This window comes from Streptomyces sp. NPDC008121 (genome assembly GCF_042957155.1).
In the GTDB taxonomy this organism is placed as follows: domain Bacteria; phylum Actinomycetota; class Actinomycetes; order Streptomycetales; family Streptomycetaceae; genus Streptomyces.
On record NZ_JBIBHT010000004.1, the window covers coordinates 140,569 to 155,880 of the forward strand.

The window sequence follows — 15,312 nt, forward strand, 5'->3', positions numbered from 1 at the left end:
GCACCGGCGCGTTCGGACCGTACGCGATCGTCACGAGTGCGTCACCGCACGCGTATCGGCCGGTTTCCGGTCCAGTCCATTGGGGCATCCACACCTGGCGTGGGGCAAAGGAGGTCTCGGGGGTGGCGTTGGTGGTGGCACAGGAAGTGCCCACGTCGTCGAGCATGGCCGTTCCCCATGGCCCTGCGGGCGTGGGCAAGGCGCGACACCGTATGCGGGAGCAGTTGAGCCGCAGCGGAATGTCGGAATCGGTCGTCGACGATGCGGTACTGATCCTTTCCGAACTGCTCAGCAATGCCTGCCGGCACGGCAGACCGCTGGGGCGGGCCGAGGTGGGCGACGGAGACGTGCGCGCGGCCTGGAGCATGGACGGCGCGGGCGGCCTGACGGTCGAGGTGACGGACGGCGGTGGTCCCACACGGCCCGTCCCGTCGACGCCCTCGGTCACCGCGCGCGGCGGCCGCGGGCTGAACATCATCAGCTCGCTCGCCCAGGACTGGGGCGTACGGGACAGCGCGACCGGCGAGGTCACCGTCTGGGTGGTCGTCACCGAAGGCCATCGCCGCGAGGACTTCGCAGCACGGGTCGGCGGCGGCTCCGGCTTCGACTTCCTGGACTCGTACGACGACCTGGACTGACGAGACGGGCCAGCGCTGCCTCGACCAGGACTGACGGGACGGACCCACGCCGCCTCGACGTGGGCTGACGGGACAGACCCACGCCGCCTCGACCTGGACTGACGGTACGGATGCGCGCCGCCTCGACCTGGCGGCGCGGTGATGCCCGGGCAGGGGCCGCCCGGGGCGGTCAGAAGGGGCCAGGGGCGGTCAGACGGTGCCCGGCGGAGCCGTACCAGCCCCGCGCGCGCGGCCGTAACAGCCGCCGTAGCAACGGCCCTACGAGCCGCCGTACCACCGGCAAGGCAGTGCGAGGGCGAAGCCTGAGGCCCGTAGCGCGTCCGTGCGGCTAGGCTCGCCCGACACAGAGCCGTGCACCGCGCACGGCGCTGCGCCACCGCACCGCCGCTACCGGGAGAAAGCCACACCATGGCCAAGAAGCGCCCCCAGACGAAGGCCGGCAAGGCACAGGTCACGAACGGGGAGGTCCCGGTCGTCGGCGCGCGCGAACCGTGCCCGTGCGGCTCGGGCCGCCGCTACAAGGCGTGTCACGGCCGTGCCGCCGCGCACGCCGTGACCGAGCTGGTCCACCGCCCCTTCGAGGGTCTGCCCGGCGAGTGCGACTGGGTCGCGCTGCGCGAACTGGTTCCCGCCGCCACCGTCCCCCTGACGCTGCAGGGCGGGCTGCCCGAGGGCGTCCCCTCGGTCACCCTGGCGACCGTGCTGCCGATGGCGTGGCCGGCGCTGCGCCGCGACGACGGCTCCGTCCTGCTCGCCCTGCAGAACGACTCGTCCTCCGGCGACCTCGCCCGCGATCTCGCCGATACCCTCCAGCGCGCCCTGGAAGCGGAGCCCGGCACGCCGGTCGCCGCTCGCCGAGTTCCCGCCGAAGGCCCGCGCCTGCAGGATCTGCTCGACCCGAAGGGCGATTTCGCGCCGGTCGTGCACACCGGCTTCGAATTCTGGATTCCGGAATCCGCCGACAACACCAACCCCGAGGTCGCGGCCTCCCTCGAGCGCGCCAACGCCGCCGCGATCCCCACCGTCAAACTGACCGGTGTGGACTCGGCGTACTGGTGCGAGACCCCGGAGAAGAACCACCTCCGCTGGGTCATGCCGCACCCCGAGGAGAAGCTCCTCGACGCCCTCGCCCGCCTCCACGCCGCCGGCACCTCCTCGCTCGGCGACGACACCCGCCTCGTGGGCTCCTTCCGCGCCCACGGCCTGATGGTCCCGGTGTGGGACCTGCCCACGTCGATGCGGGCCGAGGACTGCGAGAAGCCGGCCGCCGAGTTCGCCGAGCGACTGGCCGGGGCCCTCGCCTCGGACGCCCCGCTCACCCCGGAGGAGCGCCGCGCCCGCGGCGGTCTCACCAACCGTCAGGTCACTCTCAGCTGATGACCCGGGTGGCGGTGGTGACTGACAGACCGTTCAGTCGGTCATCGGCCGTGACCTCCGCCACAACTCCCCTCGCGGGCCGGAAAATCACTGTCCGAATAACCGAGATCGAATTTGCTAACAGCAGATCTCTTGTTACCGTTCTAGAAGCCCGGTCGCTGGTGCATCCCCCGTCGCCAGCGATCGGGCCTTTCTCATGCCCGCGCCCGGCCGCCCGACGGCCCGCCGGCTCAACTGCCGCCCGGCCCCGCCGGGTTGCTCCCGGAGCGCAGAAGCAGCGGCGTACTGGCGCCCTCTCCCGCTCCCGCGAATTCCGCCACCGCCGAATATGCCGAAGCCGCGCCCCTCGCGCGCTCCTTGGGCGTCTCGCACGCCCCCGGTTCGTCCTGCGCCGTGATGGCACAGCGCACTTGTACGGTCCGCCCGCCGGGGCCCATCAGAGTGAGTACGGCTACGAGCTCGCGGCCGGTGGTGTTGCGGTAGTACGTACGCGCCCAGGTGTCGGCGCCCTCCGCCATGACGCAGGTCTGCGCCTCGATCCCGTCGGGGGAGGTCAGCTCGGGGCCGCACCGCGAGGTGCGTACGGGCGGCGGCCCGGCGTCGGCCCGGGCATCGGCGCCGAGGGCGGACGGGGCGCCGGGGGCCACCGGGGGAGGAGGGACCCGGCCGGGGGCGGTACCGGTGGTGTGGGCGGCGTCCGTGGTGTCCGCGGGGCCCGAGGTGTCGCCGCCGGTTCCCGCGTCGCCTCCGTTGACGCCGCCTTCGGCGTCGCGGCCGCCGGGCGCCTCGCGGGCGTCCCGAGCTTCGCGGCCCTCGCCGGTGCGGACGCCCCCGAGGAGGCCGCCGTCGGCCTTCGGCTTGGCGTCCTCGGCGGGTCCTGGGCCGGCCGCCGGTCCCGCCAGGGCGGCCAGCGGCAGCAGCGCGGCGCACACCACGACGGCCCCGAGCCCGATCATGCGGAGATTCATGGGACCCACCTGCCCGGCTGACTGCGACTCGTGAACGGTGGGCCGAAGATATCGGCGTATCGCGAGCGCACGACCCGCCCCGCGCCCGTTTCCGTACAAGTCGGGCCGCCTCACACCCGTACGGGTGACAGGGGAGAGGGGTGGCGGGGGCGAGGCCCGGAGGTAGTGGACGGGGGTGAGGCCCGGAGGTAGTGGACGGGGGTGGTGGGCGGGGGTGGCCGGGGCCGACCCGCCCGGTCGGCCCCCGGCCTCGCCGCCCGCCGCCCCCGTGTCAGTACGCGAGCCTGCTGCCGCCCCCCGGCGCGCCCGTGCTGGCCTCGACCAGGGCGTCCACCACCGCTTCCACGTCCGGGAGCCACGGCCGGGCCGACCCGGCCAGGGGTGCGCGTTCCCAGCGGACCTGGCCCGTGCCCGCGACCGACGGCGGCAGCAGGAGGTAGCCGCCTTCGCTGTGGAAGCGGAGCGAGCTGGGCACGCTGTCCTTCGCGTAGAGGAGTTCACCGAGCCGTTCGAGGCTGTACGGGGCGACCAGCAGCGACCATCGGGTCGGCGTCGCCACCACGGGGCCGAGCCGCATGCCCATCGCGTCGAGGGCGGTCAGCGCCCGCGCTCCCGCCACGGCCGGCAGGCTCACCGCACACGGCGCGCCGCCGCCGGTGGCCAGGAGCACCGGGGCGTCCGGCCGCCGTGTCCACCACCAGCGGATCATGCGTTCGTCGGTGGTGGCCGCGAGGAGCCCCGGGTCGAAGGGGTGCGCGCCGGGCACCACGCAGTCGGGATCCGGGCACGCGCAGCCCGTCACCTCTCTCGACCCGTCGGCGGCGGTGCCGTCGGAGGAGGCATCGCCTGCGGAGGCGGCACTGCCTTCGGAGGCGGCCGCGTCGGCCGCCGTCGTCCATGTCGCCGTTCGCTTCGCTGCTCGTGTCGTCGTTCGTGTCGTCGTTCGCGTCGTTGTCCGCGTCGTCGCCTTCAGTCCCACGCCGGGCAGGACGGGCCAGTCCCATGCGAGCGCGCAGGTGAGCGCCGCGTCGAGCTGGGCGGTCCTCTCCTTGCGCCGGAACCGGAGCCTGCGTCGCCTTCCGAGGATCTCGCGCATGAGCGCTCGTTCCTTTCCGTTGAACGCCGAATCCACATCACACCATGTGCAGATCACTTCACTGTGCGTATAAGTGCGTATCAGTGCGTACAAGGTCGGCGGTTCACCGCCCCGCGTCGGCGGGGCGGGACGGACCGAGCCGCAGCTCGCCATCCACTCGGGCCACTCGAAACACGTTCCCCGCCATACGGGGAGGGGTGCGGCCTGCGGCGATGAAGACGCCCGGGCTCCGCGTCAGGTTCCAGGGCAGGTCCAACTGCCCCTGACTGTCACCGTTTACGTACCCGTCACGATCGGAATGACGCGCTTTCAAACGACGCCAGTCGACCGCGAAAGGTGCACGCCGTGGGTTATTTTCGGCCAACTTCCCCCGCAGTTCAACCCTTCTGCACGACCCCACAGACACCACAAGTCCCGTGGGGACAATGCTGGACATCGCTCCTCTTGTGCGTGTACATGTGGATGCATGGATAGCGGCGCAGAATGACATGGGGGTTTGCGATGCTATTGCGCGAAACGCACCGGTCGGGAAGCCGACTGCTATGAGCGCCCCTCACCTGCCGAAAGTGGCTGGAATCGATTCCACGGTTCCGTCCCCCACGCACACTGCGCCCCTGCCGGGTGCCCCTGTCGTGCCCCCTCCGCCCGCCGCGCCCCTTCCGCCCGGTGCGCTGATCCAGGACCGGCTGGCCTCCTGGGTCTCCGACCTCACCACCCTCCACGAACTCACCGAGCGCCTGGTCAGGACCGGTTCCCTCGACGAGGCCCTGAACGAACTGCTCCGCGCCGGCGCCACCCTCGTCGGCGCCCGCCGCGGCATGGCGGTCCTCGAACCCGCCGACGGACTCGGCCCGGCCTCCACCGTCGGACTCGGCCTCGCCCACGCCGACCTCGGCACCATCGAGACCGTGCCGCGCAGCGCCACCTCCTACGGCCGCATCCTCGAAGGCCTCCCCGACCCGGTCGCCGCCCCCGGCCCGATCGCCGTCCCCGACCTGCTCGGCGAGGCGGAGCTCGATCCCCGCCACCGCGAGGTCGCCGCCCGCCTCGGCTACGCCGCCAGCTACGCCCTGCCGCTGGCCACCGAGGCCGCCGGAAAGCTCGGCGCCGTCGTCTGGCTGTACGACGAACCCGCCGAACCCGTCGAACGCCAGCGCCATCTCGTGGGCCTCTACGGCCGGTACGCCACCGAGCACCTCGCCCGCCTCCTGGAGCTGGAGCGCGCCCGCGTCCAGGTCGCCACCGTCGCCGAGGAGCTCCTGCCGAGCCGTCTCCCCCGCGTCCCCGGCGTCCGGCTCGCCGCCCGCCACCGCACCGGCCCCCAGGGCGGCGGCGACTGGTACGACGCGCTCCCGCTGCCCGAGGGCGCCCTCGGACTCGCCGTCGGCTCCGTCTCCGGGACCGGCCCGAGCGCCCTCGCCGCGATGGGACGGCTGCGCGCCTCCCTGCGGGCGTACGCGGTGATGGAGGGCGAGGACCCCGTCGCCGTCCTCTCCGATCTGGAACTCCTGCTCCGGCTGACCGAACCGGCCCGCTCCGCGACCGCCCTCTTCGCCTACGCCGAACCGGCGCAGCGCAGGATCGTCCTCGCGGGCGCCGGACACACCCCGCCGCTGATCATCGGCGAGCACCGCACCGAGTTCGTCGAGACCTCGCTCTCCGCGCCGCTCGGGATGCTCGCCTGCTGGGAGGCCCCGAGCGTGGAACTCTCCCCCGCGCCCGGAGAAACGGTGCTCCTCTACACCGACGGGCTGCTCCGCCGCACCGGCGACCCCATGGACCGCGCCTTCGCCCGGCTGCACGCCGCCGCCGCCGGCGTACCGAAGGCGGACCGCGCCGACCCCGGCGCCATCGCCGACCACATCCTGCGGAGCATGCTGCCCGACGACGCCCCGCACGGAACGCCCGCGACCGGCCCGTCCTCCCCGCACACGACGCCCCCGACCGGCCCGGCAGGCGAGGACGTCGTCCTCCTCGCGGCCCGGTTCGACTAGCCCCCGGCCGCCGGACCGCCCGGGCCGACCGGGTCGACCAGCCCCAGGCCCCCAGACAGCCCGGGCCCCCCGGGCCCCCGGACCGCCCGGGTCGGCGAACGGGGGTGCGTGCCGCCGTGGACGCCGACCGGCCGGTAACCGGCGGAAGTCTCCGGTAACGGGTCCTTCGACCCTGGGCCCCCTTCCGTACGACCGTACGATGGTGGGGGTTCAGTGTCGTACCAAGAGGAGGCAGACCCGTGGCCGAGGAGCTCACCCCGGAAACCCCGGAAGAGACCGAGGAGCCGATCAAGCAGCGCAAGAACGGCCTGTACCAGGGCGTCTCCGACGAGCTCGCCGAGAACATGAAGTCGGGCTGGGCCGACACCGAGCTGCACGACCTGCGGCCGATCCCCCAGGCCGAGCAGACCGCCGCCCGCCGCGCCGCGCTCTCCGCGCGCTTCCCCGGCGAGCGCCTGGTCGTCCCGGCGGGCAATCTGAAGACCCGCTCGAACGACACCGAGTACAGCTTCCGCGCCTCCACCGAGTACGCCTACCTCACGGGCGACCAGTCCCAGGACGGCGTCCTCGTCCTGGAGCCGGCCAAGGCCGGCGGTCACACCGCGACGATCTACCTCCTGCCGCGCTCGGACCGCGAGAACGGCGAGTTCTGGCTCGACGGCCAGGGCGAGCTGTGGGTCGGCCGCCGCCACTCCCTCACCGAGGCCGAGCAGCTCCTCGGCGTTCCCGCCAAGGACGTGCGCGAGCTGCCCGCCGCCCTCGCCGAGGCCACCGGCCCGGTCCGCGTCGTCCGCGGCCACGACGCCGCGATCGAGACCGCGCTGACCGACAAGGTCACCGCCGAGCGCGACGAGGAGCTGCGCGTCCACCTCTCCGAGGCGCGACTCGTCAAGGACGCCTTCGAGATCGCCGAGCTCCGCAAGGCCTGCGACGCCACCGCCCGCGGCTTCGAGGACGTCGTCAAGGTCCTCGACAAGGCCGAGGCGACCAGCGAGCGCTACATCGAAGGCACCTTCTTCCTGCGCGCCCGCGTCGAGGGCAACGACATCGGCTACGGCTCCATCTGCGCCGCGGGCCCGCACGCCACGACCCTGCACTGGGTCCGCAACGACGGCCCGGTCCGCTCCGGCGACCTGCTGCTGCTCGACGCCGGCGTGGAGACCACCGAGCTCTACACCGCCGACGTCACCCGCACGCTGCCCATCAACGGCCGGTACACCGAGCTGCAGCGCAAGATCTACGACGCCGTGTACGAAGCGCAGGAAGCCGGCATCGCCGCGGTGAAGCCCGGCGCCGCCTACCGCGACTTCCACGACGCCGCCCAGCGCGTACTCGCCGAGAAGCTCGTCGAGTGGGGCCTCGTCGAGGGCCCGGTCGACCGCGTCCTGGAGCTCGGCCTCCAGCGCCGCTGGACCCTGCACGGCACCGGCCACATGCTCGGCATGGACGTCCACGACTGCGCCGCCGCGCGCACCGAGGCCTACGTCGACACGACGCTGGAGCCCGGCATGTGCCTGACCGTCGAGCCCGGACTGTACTTCCAGGCCGACGACCTGACCGTGCCGGAGGAGTACCGCGGCATCGGCGTCCGCATCGAGGACGACATCCTCGTCACCGAGGACGGCAACGCGAACCTCTCGGACTCGCTGCCGCGCCGCTCCGACGAGGTCGAGGCGTGGATGGCCGGCCTCAAGGGCTGACACCCGCGCCCGACACCGGAAAGCCCCCGCCGATGATCACCGGCGGGGGCTTTCCGCTGTCCTGGGCTTCGGTGTACGGGGCTGAGGTGTACGGCGCTTTGCGCTGTCCTGGCGGCGGCTTCGGTGTACGGGGCTCGGCGTCCGGGGCTCGGCGTCCGGGGCTCGGCGTCCGGGCGGCGGTATCCGGAGGCCGCTCGGGCGGCCTCCGCGGGTCAGGTGAGTGCCAGGGGAGCGTCCGCCCGCCACTTCACGATCTTGTCGAAGCTGACGACGGCCCCGCCCCGGGTCGTGCGGTTGCCGAAGTGGACGTGATCGGCCAGCTCCTCGATCAGCCGCAGCCCCCGGCCGTTCTCCGCGTCCTGCGCCGCCCGCCGGACCATCACCGGCTGCCCCGCCGGAAAACCGGGCCCCGAATCCGCCACTTCGATACGACAGGTCTCCCCGTCCAGATACGCGGTGACCCGGTACTCCTCCGAAGCGTCCCCCGCCCCCCGGTCCCCGCCGTGCTCGACGGCGTTGGCACACGCCTCGGTCAGGGCCACGGACAGCTCGAAGGAGATGTCCGGATCGACCCCCGCCGTCTCCATCGTCCCCAACAGCAGCCGCCTGGCGAGCGGAACGCTCGCAGCCTCGCGCCGCAGATGCAGAGACCACCAGATGCTCATGCTCCAGCCTCCCGGCCGCGGCTCGACATACCGTTACCTATTGCCTCCGCCAACCCTCCGTAAGCCCCTCGGGACCACAACAGCGCTCGTTCGGCGGATGCACGCACGCCGCGGCCCGGTGTATGTCGCCCCAAGACGCCCAAGGGTGATCTTCCGGACCTGCCGCATGGCGGTGGGGTGCCTGGTGCGATGATGGGCCCGCCATGTCTGCCCCCACGCTCGCCCCCCAGCTGCTGCGGGCCGCGGTGTTCGCCGCGGTCTGTGTCGTGCTGTCCGGCCTGGGCCACGCCCTCGCCGCCTGCGCGGGGATCGCCCTGTGGAGCGTGGCCGTCGGGTTCCTGTGCGTGTTCGCGTTCGTCGTCCTCTTCACCGGCCGCGAACGCTCCCTCCCCGCGATCGTCGGGTCACTGACCCTCGGGCAGCTCGGCCTGCACACTCTCTTCGCCCTCGGACAGCGCCCCTTCGGCGCGGGCGCCGTACCGGGCAGGGGCCTCGGCCCCGAGGCGAACGACGCCCTGATCCGGATGGCGGCCAAGCTGGTCTGCGGCGCCGGCGCCGCCTCGCTCAGCCCCGCCGACGCGACCCGCATCGTCACCGACGCCGGACTCGACCCGGCCGCCGCCTCCGGCCGTACGCACGCCGCCGCCCACCTCGCGGCCGGCGCCCCGCAGACCACCGGACTCCTGCCGACCCTCCCCATGGCCCTCGGTCACCTCCTCGCCGCGCTCGCCATGGGCTGGCTGCTGCGCCGCGGCGACCTGGCCCTGCGCCGGCTCGGGCAGCTCTCCGCGGAGGGAGCGACGGCGCTGGCCCAGGCCGCCCTCGTCACCTCCCTGCGCGCCGCGCTCACTCTCGTACGGGCGCTGCTCGCCGGTCTTCCCGGCGCCCCGGCGGCCGCGCCGCGCCGCCCCGTCCGTACCGCGGCCGACGATCCGCCGCCGGTGGCGGAGGCCCTCCAGCACACGGTGATCCGACGCGGCCCGCCGGCCGGCGCCCGTGCCGGCGTCCTCGCCCTCGTCCTCGCTGCCTGACGCAGCCCGACGCGGCCTGACCCGGTTTGAACCGGCTTGACCCGGCTTGACCTGGCTTGACGCAGACCGCTCGCCCGACCGCTCGCCCGTCGACGCGCGCGATCATTCTCTCGGTCACCCGCTCGGTCACCCGCTCGACCGCCCGCTCTCCCGGAGCGGGTCCCGAGCGGGCCTGGAGCGGGCTCTGGGCGGGTCGTCCGTCGAACGCGCAGGCCCGGCTCTCCGTACTTCTCGGCGCCGGGTCCCCACCCTTCCTCCTCAGCTGGAGTGTCCTCACCATGAGCGTTTCCCGTACCTCTCTCCTCTCGCGCCTCGCCCCCGGCAGCGCCGCGCGCGTCGCCCTCGCCGGCGGCATCGCCCTCTCCTCCGTCGTGCTGCTCTCCGGCACCGCCTCCGCGCACGTCGGCGTCCAGCCGCAGGGCGAGGCCCAGAAGGGCGGCTACGCCACCGTCAACGTCAAGGTCCCCAACGAGCGCGACAACGCCTCCACCATCAAGGTCGAGGTCAACTTCCCCGCCGACCACCCGCTCGCGTCCGTGATGCCGCAGCCGGTGCCGGGCTGGACGCCGGTCGTCACCAAGGCCAAGCTCGCCAAGCCGCTGGAGCTGCACGGCAAGAAGATCACCGAGGCCGTCACCAAGGTCACCTGGACCGCCAGCGGCTCGAAGATCGGCCCCGGCCAGTTCCAGCAGTTCCCGCTCTCGCTCGGACGGCTGCCCGAGGACACCGACCAGCTCGTCATCAAGGCCATCCAGACGTACGACAACAACGAGGTCGTCCGCTGGATCGAGGAGCCGAAGGAGGGCGCGGCCGAGCCGCAGAACCCGGCTCCCGTCCTGAAGCTGTCCGCCGCCTCCGACGACCACCACGGCGGCGGGTCCGCCGCCGACGGCAAGGCCGAGGACAAGAAGGACGGCGCCGCCGAGGACAAGGCCGGGCACGACGAGAAGGCGGGCGACACCGCCCACGCCGAGGCCGCGGACTCCGCCTCCAGCGACACCACCGCCCGTGTGCTCGGCATCGTCGGCATCCTCGTCGGCATCGCGGGCGTCGCCTTCGGCGTGCTCGCCGGACGCCGCCGCTCCGCCTGACGCCAGGGCCCGATCCTCTTCCCGAGAGAGAAACGATGTCTGCCCAGAAGAACAACGCGCGGGACGACGCCGAACGGAACGGCACCGGCCGGAACGACGCCGGAGGGAATGACGCCGGACGGAACGACGAGCCGGCGCGGCCCGGCAAGCGGGCTCCGCTGATCGCCGCCGCCGTCGCCATCGTCGCCGCCCTCGGCGTGACGGCCGCCGTCGGCCTCGCCGGCGGCGACGACAAGACGACCGGCGCCGGCACCGCGCCGGTCGCCGAGGTCTCCTCCGACGTCGACACCAACAAGGCGGCGACGGTCCTCGACCGCCCGTTCGCCAAACCGGACCTCGTCCTCACGGACACCAAGGGCCGGCCGTTCGACCTGCGCGAACGGACCAAGGGCAAGCCGACCCTCATCTACTTCGGCTACACCCACTGCCCCGACGTCTGCCCGCTGACGATGAGCAACATCGCCGTCGCCAAGAAGCAGCTCCCCAAGGCGGACCAGGACAAGCTCCAGGTCGTCCTCATCACCACCGACCCCGAACGGGACACCCCCGCCGAACTCGGCAAGTGGCTGCCCGCCGCCGGCGACCCCTCCTTCATCGGCCTCACCGGCGAGTTCTCCACGATCCAGGCGGGCGCCCGCCAGATCGGCATCGGCATCGACCCGCCGAAGAAGGAGAACGGCTCCGTCGTCTCCATGCACGGAGCCCAGGTGATCGCGTTCTCGCCCACCACCGACCAGGGATACGTCCTCTACGGCGAGGACACCACGGTGGACGACTACGCCAAGGACCTGCCGAAGATCATCAAGGGGGAGAACCCGTGACCCGCCGCACCACCCGTACCACCCGTAATGCCTGCTTCACCCGCACCACCCGTACCACCGCCCTGGTCGCCGCCCTGACGCTGTCCGCCGGGCTGGCGCTCACCGGATGCTCCACCGGCGACTCCGCCAGCGCCGGCGGCTCCGCCGGCACCGACGGAAAGCCCGCACTAAAGGTCAGCGGCGCCTTCATGCCGCAGCCCGTGATGGACATGGCCGGCGGCTTCCTCACCATCACCAACGAAAGCGCCACGGCGGACAAGCTCACCTCCGTCACCAGCCCCCTCTCCGACGACGTCCAGATCCACGAGACGAAGAACCAGAAGATGCGGCAGGTGACGTCCTTCGACATCCCCGCCAACGGTGAGCTGAACCTCGAACGCGGCGGCAGCCACATCATGTTCATGGGCATCAAGGAAAAGCCGAAGAAGGGCGACAAGGTCAGCATCGAGCTGCACTTCGAGAAGGCCGACCCCATCAAGGTCGACCTCCCCGTCGAGGCCGCCACCCACAACCCCCAGCAGCACTGAGCCAGTCGAGGGACTGACACCCATGCCAGCCACCGCCCCGCGCCTCGGAACCGCCCTGACCCGGCTGCTGCTCATCGCGGCCGCGCTCCTGGGCACGCTGCTCGCCGCCGCCGCGCCCGCGTCCGCGCATGCCGCGCTCACCGGCAGCGACCCGCAGGACGGGGCGGTGGTCGCCACCGCCCCCAAGGAGGTCAACCTCACCTTCTCCGAACAGGTCGCCATGAGCGACGACTCGATCCGGGTCCTCGACCCCACCGGCAAACGCGTCGACACCGGCGAGATCCGCGACCTGTGCAGCGCCTCGATCGTCCGGTACGGCGTCGGCCTCCGCTCCGGCCTGCCCGAAGGCACCTACACCGTCGCCTGGCAGACCGTCTCCGCCGACAGCCACCCCATCGCGGGCGCCTTCACCTTCTCCGTCGGCGCCCCCTCCCAGACCTCCGTCGCCCTCCCCGACCAACAGGCCGGCGGCGGCCTCGTCGGCGCCCTCTACGGCATCGCCCGCTACCTCTCGTACGGCGGATTCATCGTCCTCGTCGGCGGCGGCGCCTTCGTCCTCGCCTGCTGGCCGCGCGGCGCCGGCATCCGACCGGTGCAGAAACTCGTGGTCCGGGGCTGGCTGACCCTGACCGCCGCCACCCTCGCCATGCTGCTCCTGCGCAACCCGTACACCGGGTCGGGAGAGTTCGCCGACGCCTTCGACCTCGCCGGCCTCAAGAACGTCCTGGAGACCAAGACCGGCGCCGCCCTGATCTCCCGGCTGATGCTGCTGGGAGCGGCCGCGCTCTTCGTCGCCGTGCTCTTCGGGGCGTACACCAAGCGGACGGACGAGAAGGAGAAGAAGGACCTCACCTTCGGCCTCGCCATCGGCGGCACCGTCGTCGCGGCCGGCATCGCCGCCACCTGGGCGCTCGCCGAACACGCCTCCACCGGCCTCCAGCCGGGGATCGCCATGCCCGTCGACATCCTGCACCTGCTGGCCGTCGCCGCCTGGCTGGGCGGACTCGTGGCGCTGCTCGTCGCGCTCTACCGGACCCCCGACATCGAACGGGCCGCCGTGGAGCGCTTCTCCAAGGTCGCCTTCGGCTCGGTGATCGCCCTGGCGGCGACCGGCCTCTACCAGTCCTGGCGCCAGGTCGGCTCCTGGACCGCCCTCACCGGCACCTCGTACGGCCGCCTGCTCCTGGTCAAAATCGGACTCATCGCCGTCCTCCTGGGCATCGCCTGGGTCTCCCGCCGTTGGACCCAACGCCTCGGCGCCCCCGCGACGACCGACGGCCCCACGACCGACCGTATGACCGAGGACGAAGAAGGAGAGGGCAACCGGGCCGAGGGCGAGGGCGAGGACGAGGGCGATACGACGACCGAGGGCGGTACGACGACCGAGGCGGGGACCGAGGCCGTCGACCCCGCGCGCGCCGCCCAGCTCGCCCGGCAGCAGGCCGCCGTCGCCACCGCCCGACGCAAGCGGGACCGGGACGCCGACCCCGAGCGCGCCGGCCTGCGCCGCTCGGTGCTCACCGAGGCCGCCGTCGCCGTCGTACTCCTGGCCGTCACCACCGTGCTGACCTCGACCGAGCCGGGCCGCACCGAGGAAGAGGCCGGCCGTTCCTCCACGGCAGCGGGCTCCCCGGCTGTCCCCGACCGGCCCGTCGACATCCGGCTGCCCTTCGACACCGGCGGCGTGGACGGCAAGGGCACGGTACGACTCAGCCTCAACCCCGGCCGCACCGGCGCCAACGCGCTCCACATCTACGTCGACCGGCCCAACGGCCGCCCGCTCGACGTCCCCGAGGTGAAGGTCGCCTTCACCCTCAAGGAGAAGAACGTCGGCCCGCTGCCCGTCCTGCCCGACCGCATCCAGACCGGACACTGGAGCGCCAACGGCGTCCAGATCCCGATGCCCGGCGAATGGCAGATCCAGGTGACGGTCCGTACCTCCGACATCGACCAGACCACCATCGACAAGAACGTGAAGATCGGCTGAGCCACGTGACCGACGAAGACAAGCTGGAGATTTCCCGGCGCCGGATGCTCGGCACGGTCGGCGCGGCCGGGGCCGCCGGGCTCGTGCTCGGCGCCGCCGGCGGCGCCGGGGTGTACGCGGCCGCCTCGGGCGACGGTTCGGGTTCGGGCGCCTCGGGTTCGGGCCCGGACGGCTCCCGGGCGCTGACCAGCGTCGGAGCGACGAAGGTGATGTTTCACGGGAAACATCAAGCGGGGATCACCACTCCGCTTCAGTCACGGGGCCACCTGGTCGCCTTCGACCTCGCTCCCGGAGCGGGCCGCAAGGAGGCCGCCGCCCTGCTGCGCCGCTGGTCGGCAACGGCCAAGACACTGATGGAAGGCAAGGCCCCCACCGACGACACCGGTGTCGCCCTGGACGCCGGCCCCTCCTCCCTCACCGTCACCTTCGGCTTCGGCCACTCCTTCTTCGGCCGTACGGGACTCACCGCGCGCCGCCCCACGCAGCTCGACCCGCTGCCGCCCTTCTCCGCCGACGCCCTCGATCCGAAGCGTTCGGAGGGCGACCTGTGGGTCCAGATCGGCGCCGACGACGCACTGGTCGCCTTCCACGCCCTGCGCGCGCTGCAGAAGGACGCGGGCGCAGCGGCGAAGATCCGCTGGCAGATGAACGGCTTCAACCGCTCGGCGGGCGCCACCCCGCGGCCGATGACCGCCCGCAACCTCATGGGCCAGGTGGACGGCACCGGCAACCCCAAGCCCTCCGAGCCCGACTTCGACCGCCGGATCTTCGTCCCGGAGAAGGGTGCGGCCACCGGGAACGGGGCAGGCGCGACGGGCGGTTCCGGAAGTTCCGGCGGTTCCGGCGCGGCGCAGGAGTGGATGGCGGGCGGCTCGTACGCCGTCTTCCGGCGCATCCGGATGCTGCTCGACGACTGGGAGAAGCTGACCCTGGACAAGCAGGAGAAGGTCATCGGACGGCGGAAGTCGGACGGCGCCCCGCTGACCGGCGGCAGCGAGACCACCGAATTGGACCTGAACGCCGTCGGCCCGGACGGCACACTCGTCATCCCGGACAACGCCCACGCCCGGATCTCCGCCCCCGAACAGAACGGCGGAGCAGCGATGCTGCGCCGGCCCTTCTCCTTCCACGACGGCATCGGCCCGGACGGGACGCCCGACGCCGGGCTGCTCTTCATCTGCTGGCAGGCCGATCCGCTACGGGGCTTCGTGCCGGTGCAGCGCAAGCTCGACCGGGGCGACGCGCTGTCCCCTTTCCTCAGGCACGAGGCGAGCGGGCTGTTCGCGGTACCGGGCGGGGCGGGCGAGGGGGAGTACGTGGGCCAGCGGCTCCTGGAGTCGTAACCCGCACAGGTTCTGTAGTCGTCACCCGCACAGGGGGGTGGGGGCCCCGCCCCCCACCCCCTCCCTCCCCCTCC

Annotated in this window: 12 protein-coding genes and 1 pseudogene; 10 read left to right on the forward strand and 3 right to left on the reverse strand. The window is 72.8% G+C overall.

The genetic code is table 11. From position 1 onward, the window contains the following. Window positions 1-36: 36 nt before the first annotated feature. Both ACFZBD_RS14985 and ACFZBD_RS14990 read left to right on the forward strand, forming a co-directional pair. Window positions 37-638 (forward strand): annotated as a pseudogene (locus tag ACFZBD_RS14985) (ATP-binding protein). A gap of 408 nt (window positions 639-1,046) precedes the next feature. Then, window positions 1,047-2,015 carry a DUF5926 family protein gene (locus ACFZBD_RS14990; RefSeq protein WP_391139868.1) on the forward strand — a complete coding sequence of 323 codons (969 nt, stop codon included), beginning with the start codon at window positions 1,047-1,049 and terminating at the stop codon, window positions 2,013-2,015. Between the two features lie 230 nt (window positions 2,016-2,245). Here the strand turns inward: ACFZBD_RS14990 and ACFZBD_RS14995 are convergent, their stop codons facing one another. Together ACFZBD_RS14995 and ACFZBD_RS15000 are read right to left on the reverse strand one after the other, a co-directional pair. Continuing rightward, window positions 2,246-2,983 (reverse strand): hypothetical protein, encoded by a 738-nt coding sequence (locus ACFZBD_RS14995; protein WP_391139870.1) that lies wholly within the window; start codon window positions 2,981-2,983, stop codon window positions 2,246-2,248. A gap of 271 nt (window positions 2,984-3,254) precedes the next feature. Continuing rightward, window positions 3,255-4,079, reverse strand: coding sequence for a bifunctional DNA primase/polymerase (locus ACFZBD_RS15000; RefSeq protein WP_391139872.1), 825 nt, complete (start codon window positions 4,077-4,079; stop codon window positions 3,255-3,257). A gap of 425 nt (window positions 4,080-4,504) precedes the next feature. Here ACFZBD_RS15000 and ACFZBD_RS15005 point away from each other — a divergent pair, with 425 nt between their 5' ends. Both ACFZBD_RS15005 and ACFZBD_RS15010 read left to right on the forward strand, forming a co-directional pair. Beyond that, window positions 4,505-6,073, forward strand: a complete 1,569-nt coding sequence (locus ACFZBD_RS15005) for a SpoIIE family protein phosphatase (protein WP_391139873.1) — start codon at window positions 4,505-4,507, stop codon at window positions 6,071-6,073. A gap of 239 nt (window positions 6,074-6,312) precedes the next feature. Next, window positions 6,313-7,773, forward strand: coding sequence for an aminopeptidase P N-terminal domain-containing protein (locus ACFZBD_RS15010; RefSeq protein ID WP_391139875.1), 1,461 nt, complete (start codon window positions 6,313-6,315; stop codon window positions 7,771-7,773). Window positions 7,774-7,985: 212 nt separating this feature from the next. Here the strand turns inward: ACFZBD_RS15010 and ACFZBD_RS15015 are convergent, their stop codons facing one another. Continuing rightward, window positions 7,986-8,438, reverse strand: coding sequence for an ATP-binding protein (locus tag ACFZBD_RS15015; RefSeq protein ID WP_391139877.1), 453 nt, complete (start codon window positions 8,436-8,438; stop codon window positions 7,986-7,988). Between the two features lie 203 nt (window positions 8,439-8,641). Here ACFZBD_RS15015 and ACFZBD_RS15020 point away from each other — a divergent pair, with 203 nt between their 5' ends. The 6 genes from ACFZBD_RS15020 (at window position 8,642) to efeB (ending at window position 15,238) form a co-directional block, all read left to right on the forward strand. Then, on the forward strand, window positions 8,642-9,469 hold the full coding sequence (locus ACFZBD_RS15020; protein WP_391139879.1) for a hypothetical protein: 828 nt from the start codon (window positions 8,642-8,644) through the stop codon (window positions 9,467-9,469). Between the two features lie 278 nt (window positions 9,470-9,747). After that, window positions 9,748-10,560 carry a DUF1775 domain-containing protein gene (locus tag ACFZBD_RS15025; RefSeq protein WP_391139881.1) on the forward strand — a complete coding sequence of 271 codons (813 nt, stop codon included), beginning with the start codon at window positions 9,748-9,750 and terminating at the stop codon, window positions 10,558-10,560. Between the two features lie 161 nt (window positions 10,561-10,721). Beyond that, entirely contained in the window at window positions 10,722-11,381 is a 660-nt protein-coding gene (locus ACFZBD_RS15030; RefSeq protein ID WP_391140442.1) for an SCO family protein, read from the forward strand. Beyond that, entirely contained in the window at window positions 11,378-11,908 is a 531-nt protein-coding gene (locus ACFZBD_RS15035) for a copper chaperone PCu(A)C (protein WP_391139883.1), read from the forward strand. Before ACFZBD_RS15030 ends, ACFZBD_RS15035 begins: the two co-directional genes overlap by 4 nt. Before the next feature lie 22 nt (window positions 11,909-11,930). Further along, window positions 11,931-13,895, forward strand: coding sequence for a copper resistance protein CopC (locus tag ACFZBD_RS15040; RefSeq protein WP_391139885.1), 1,965 nt, complete (start codon window positions 11,931-11,933; stop codon window positions 13,893-13,895). 44 nt (window positions 13,896-13,939) lie between these two features. After that, a complete protein-coding gene (gene efeB, locus ACFZBD_RS15045; RefSeq protein WP_391140443.1) occupies window positions 13,940-15,238 on the forward strand; it encodes an iron uptake transporter deferrochelatase/peroxidase subunit in 1,299 nt (432 codons plus the stop codon). Window positions 15,239-15,312: the final 74 nt, after the last annotated feature.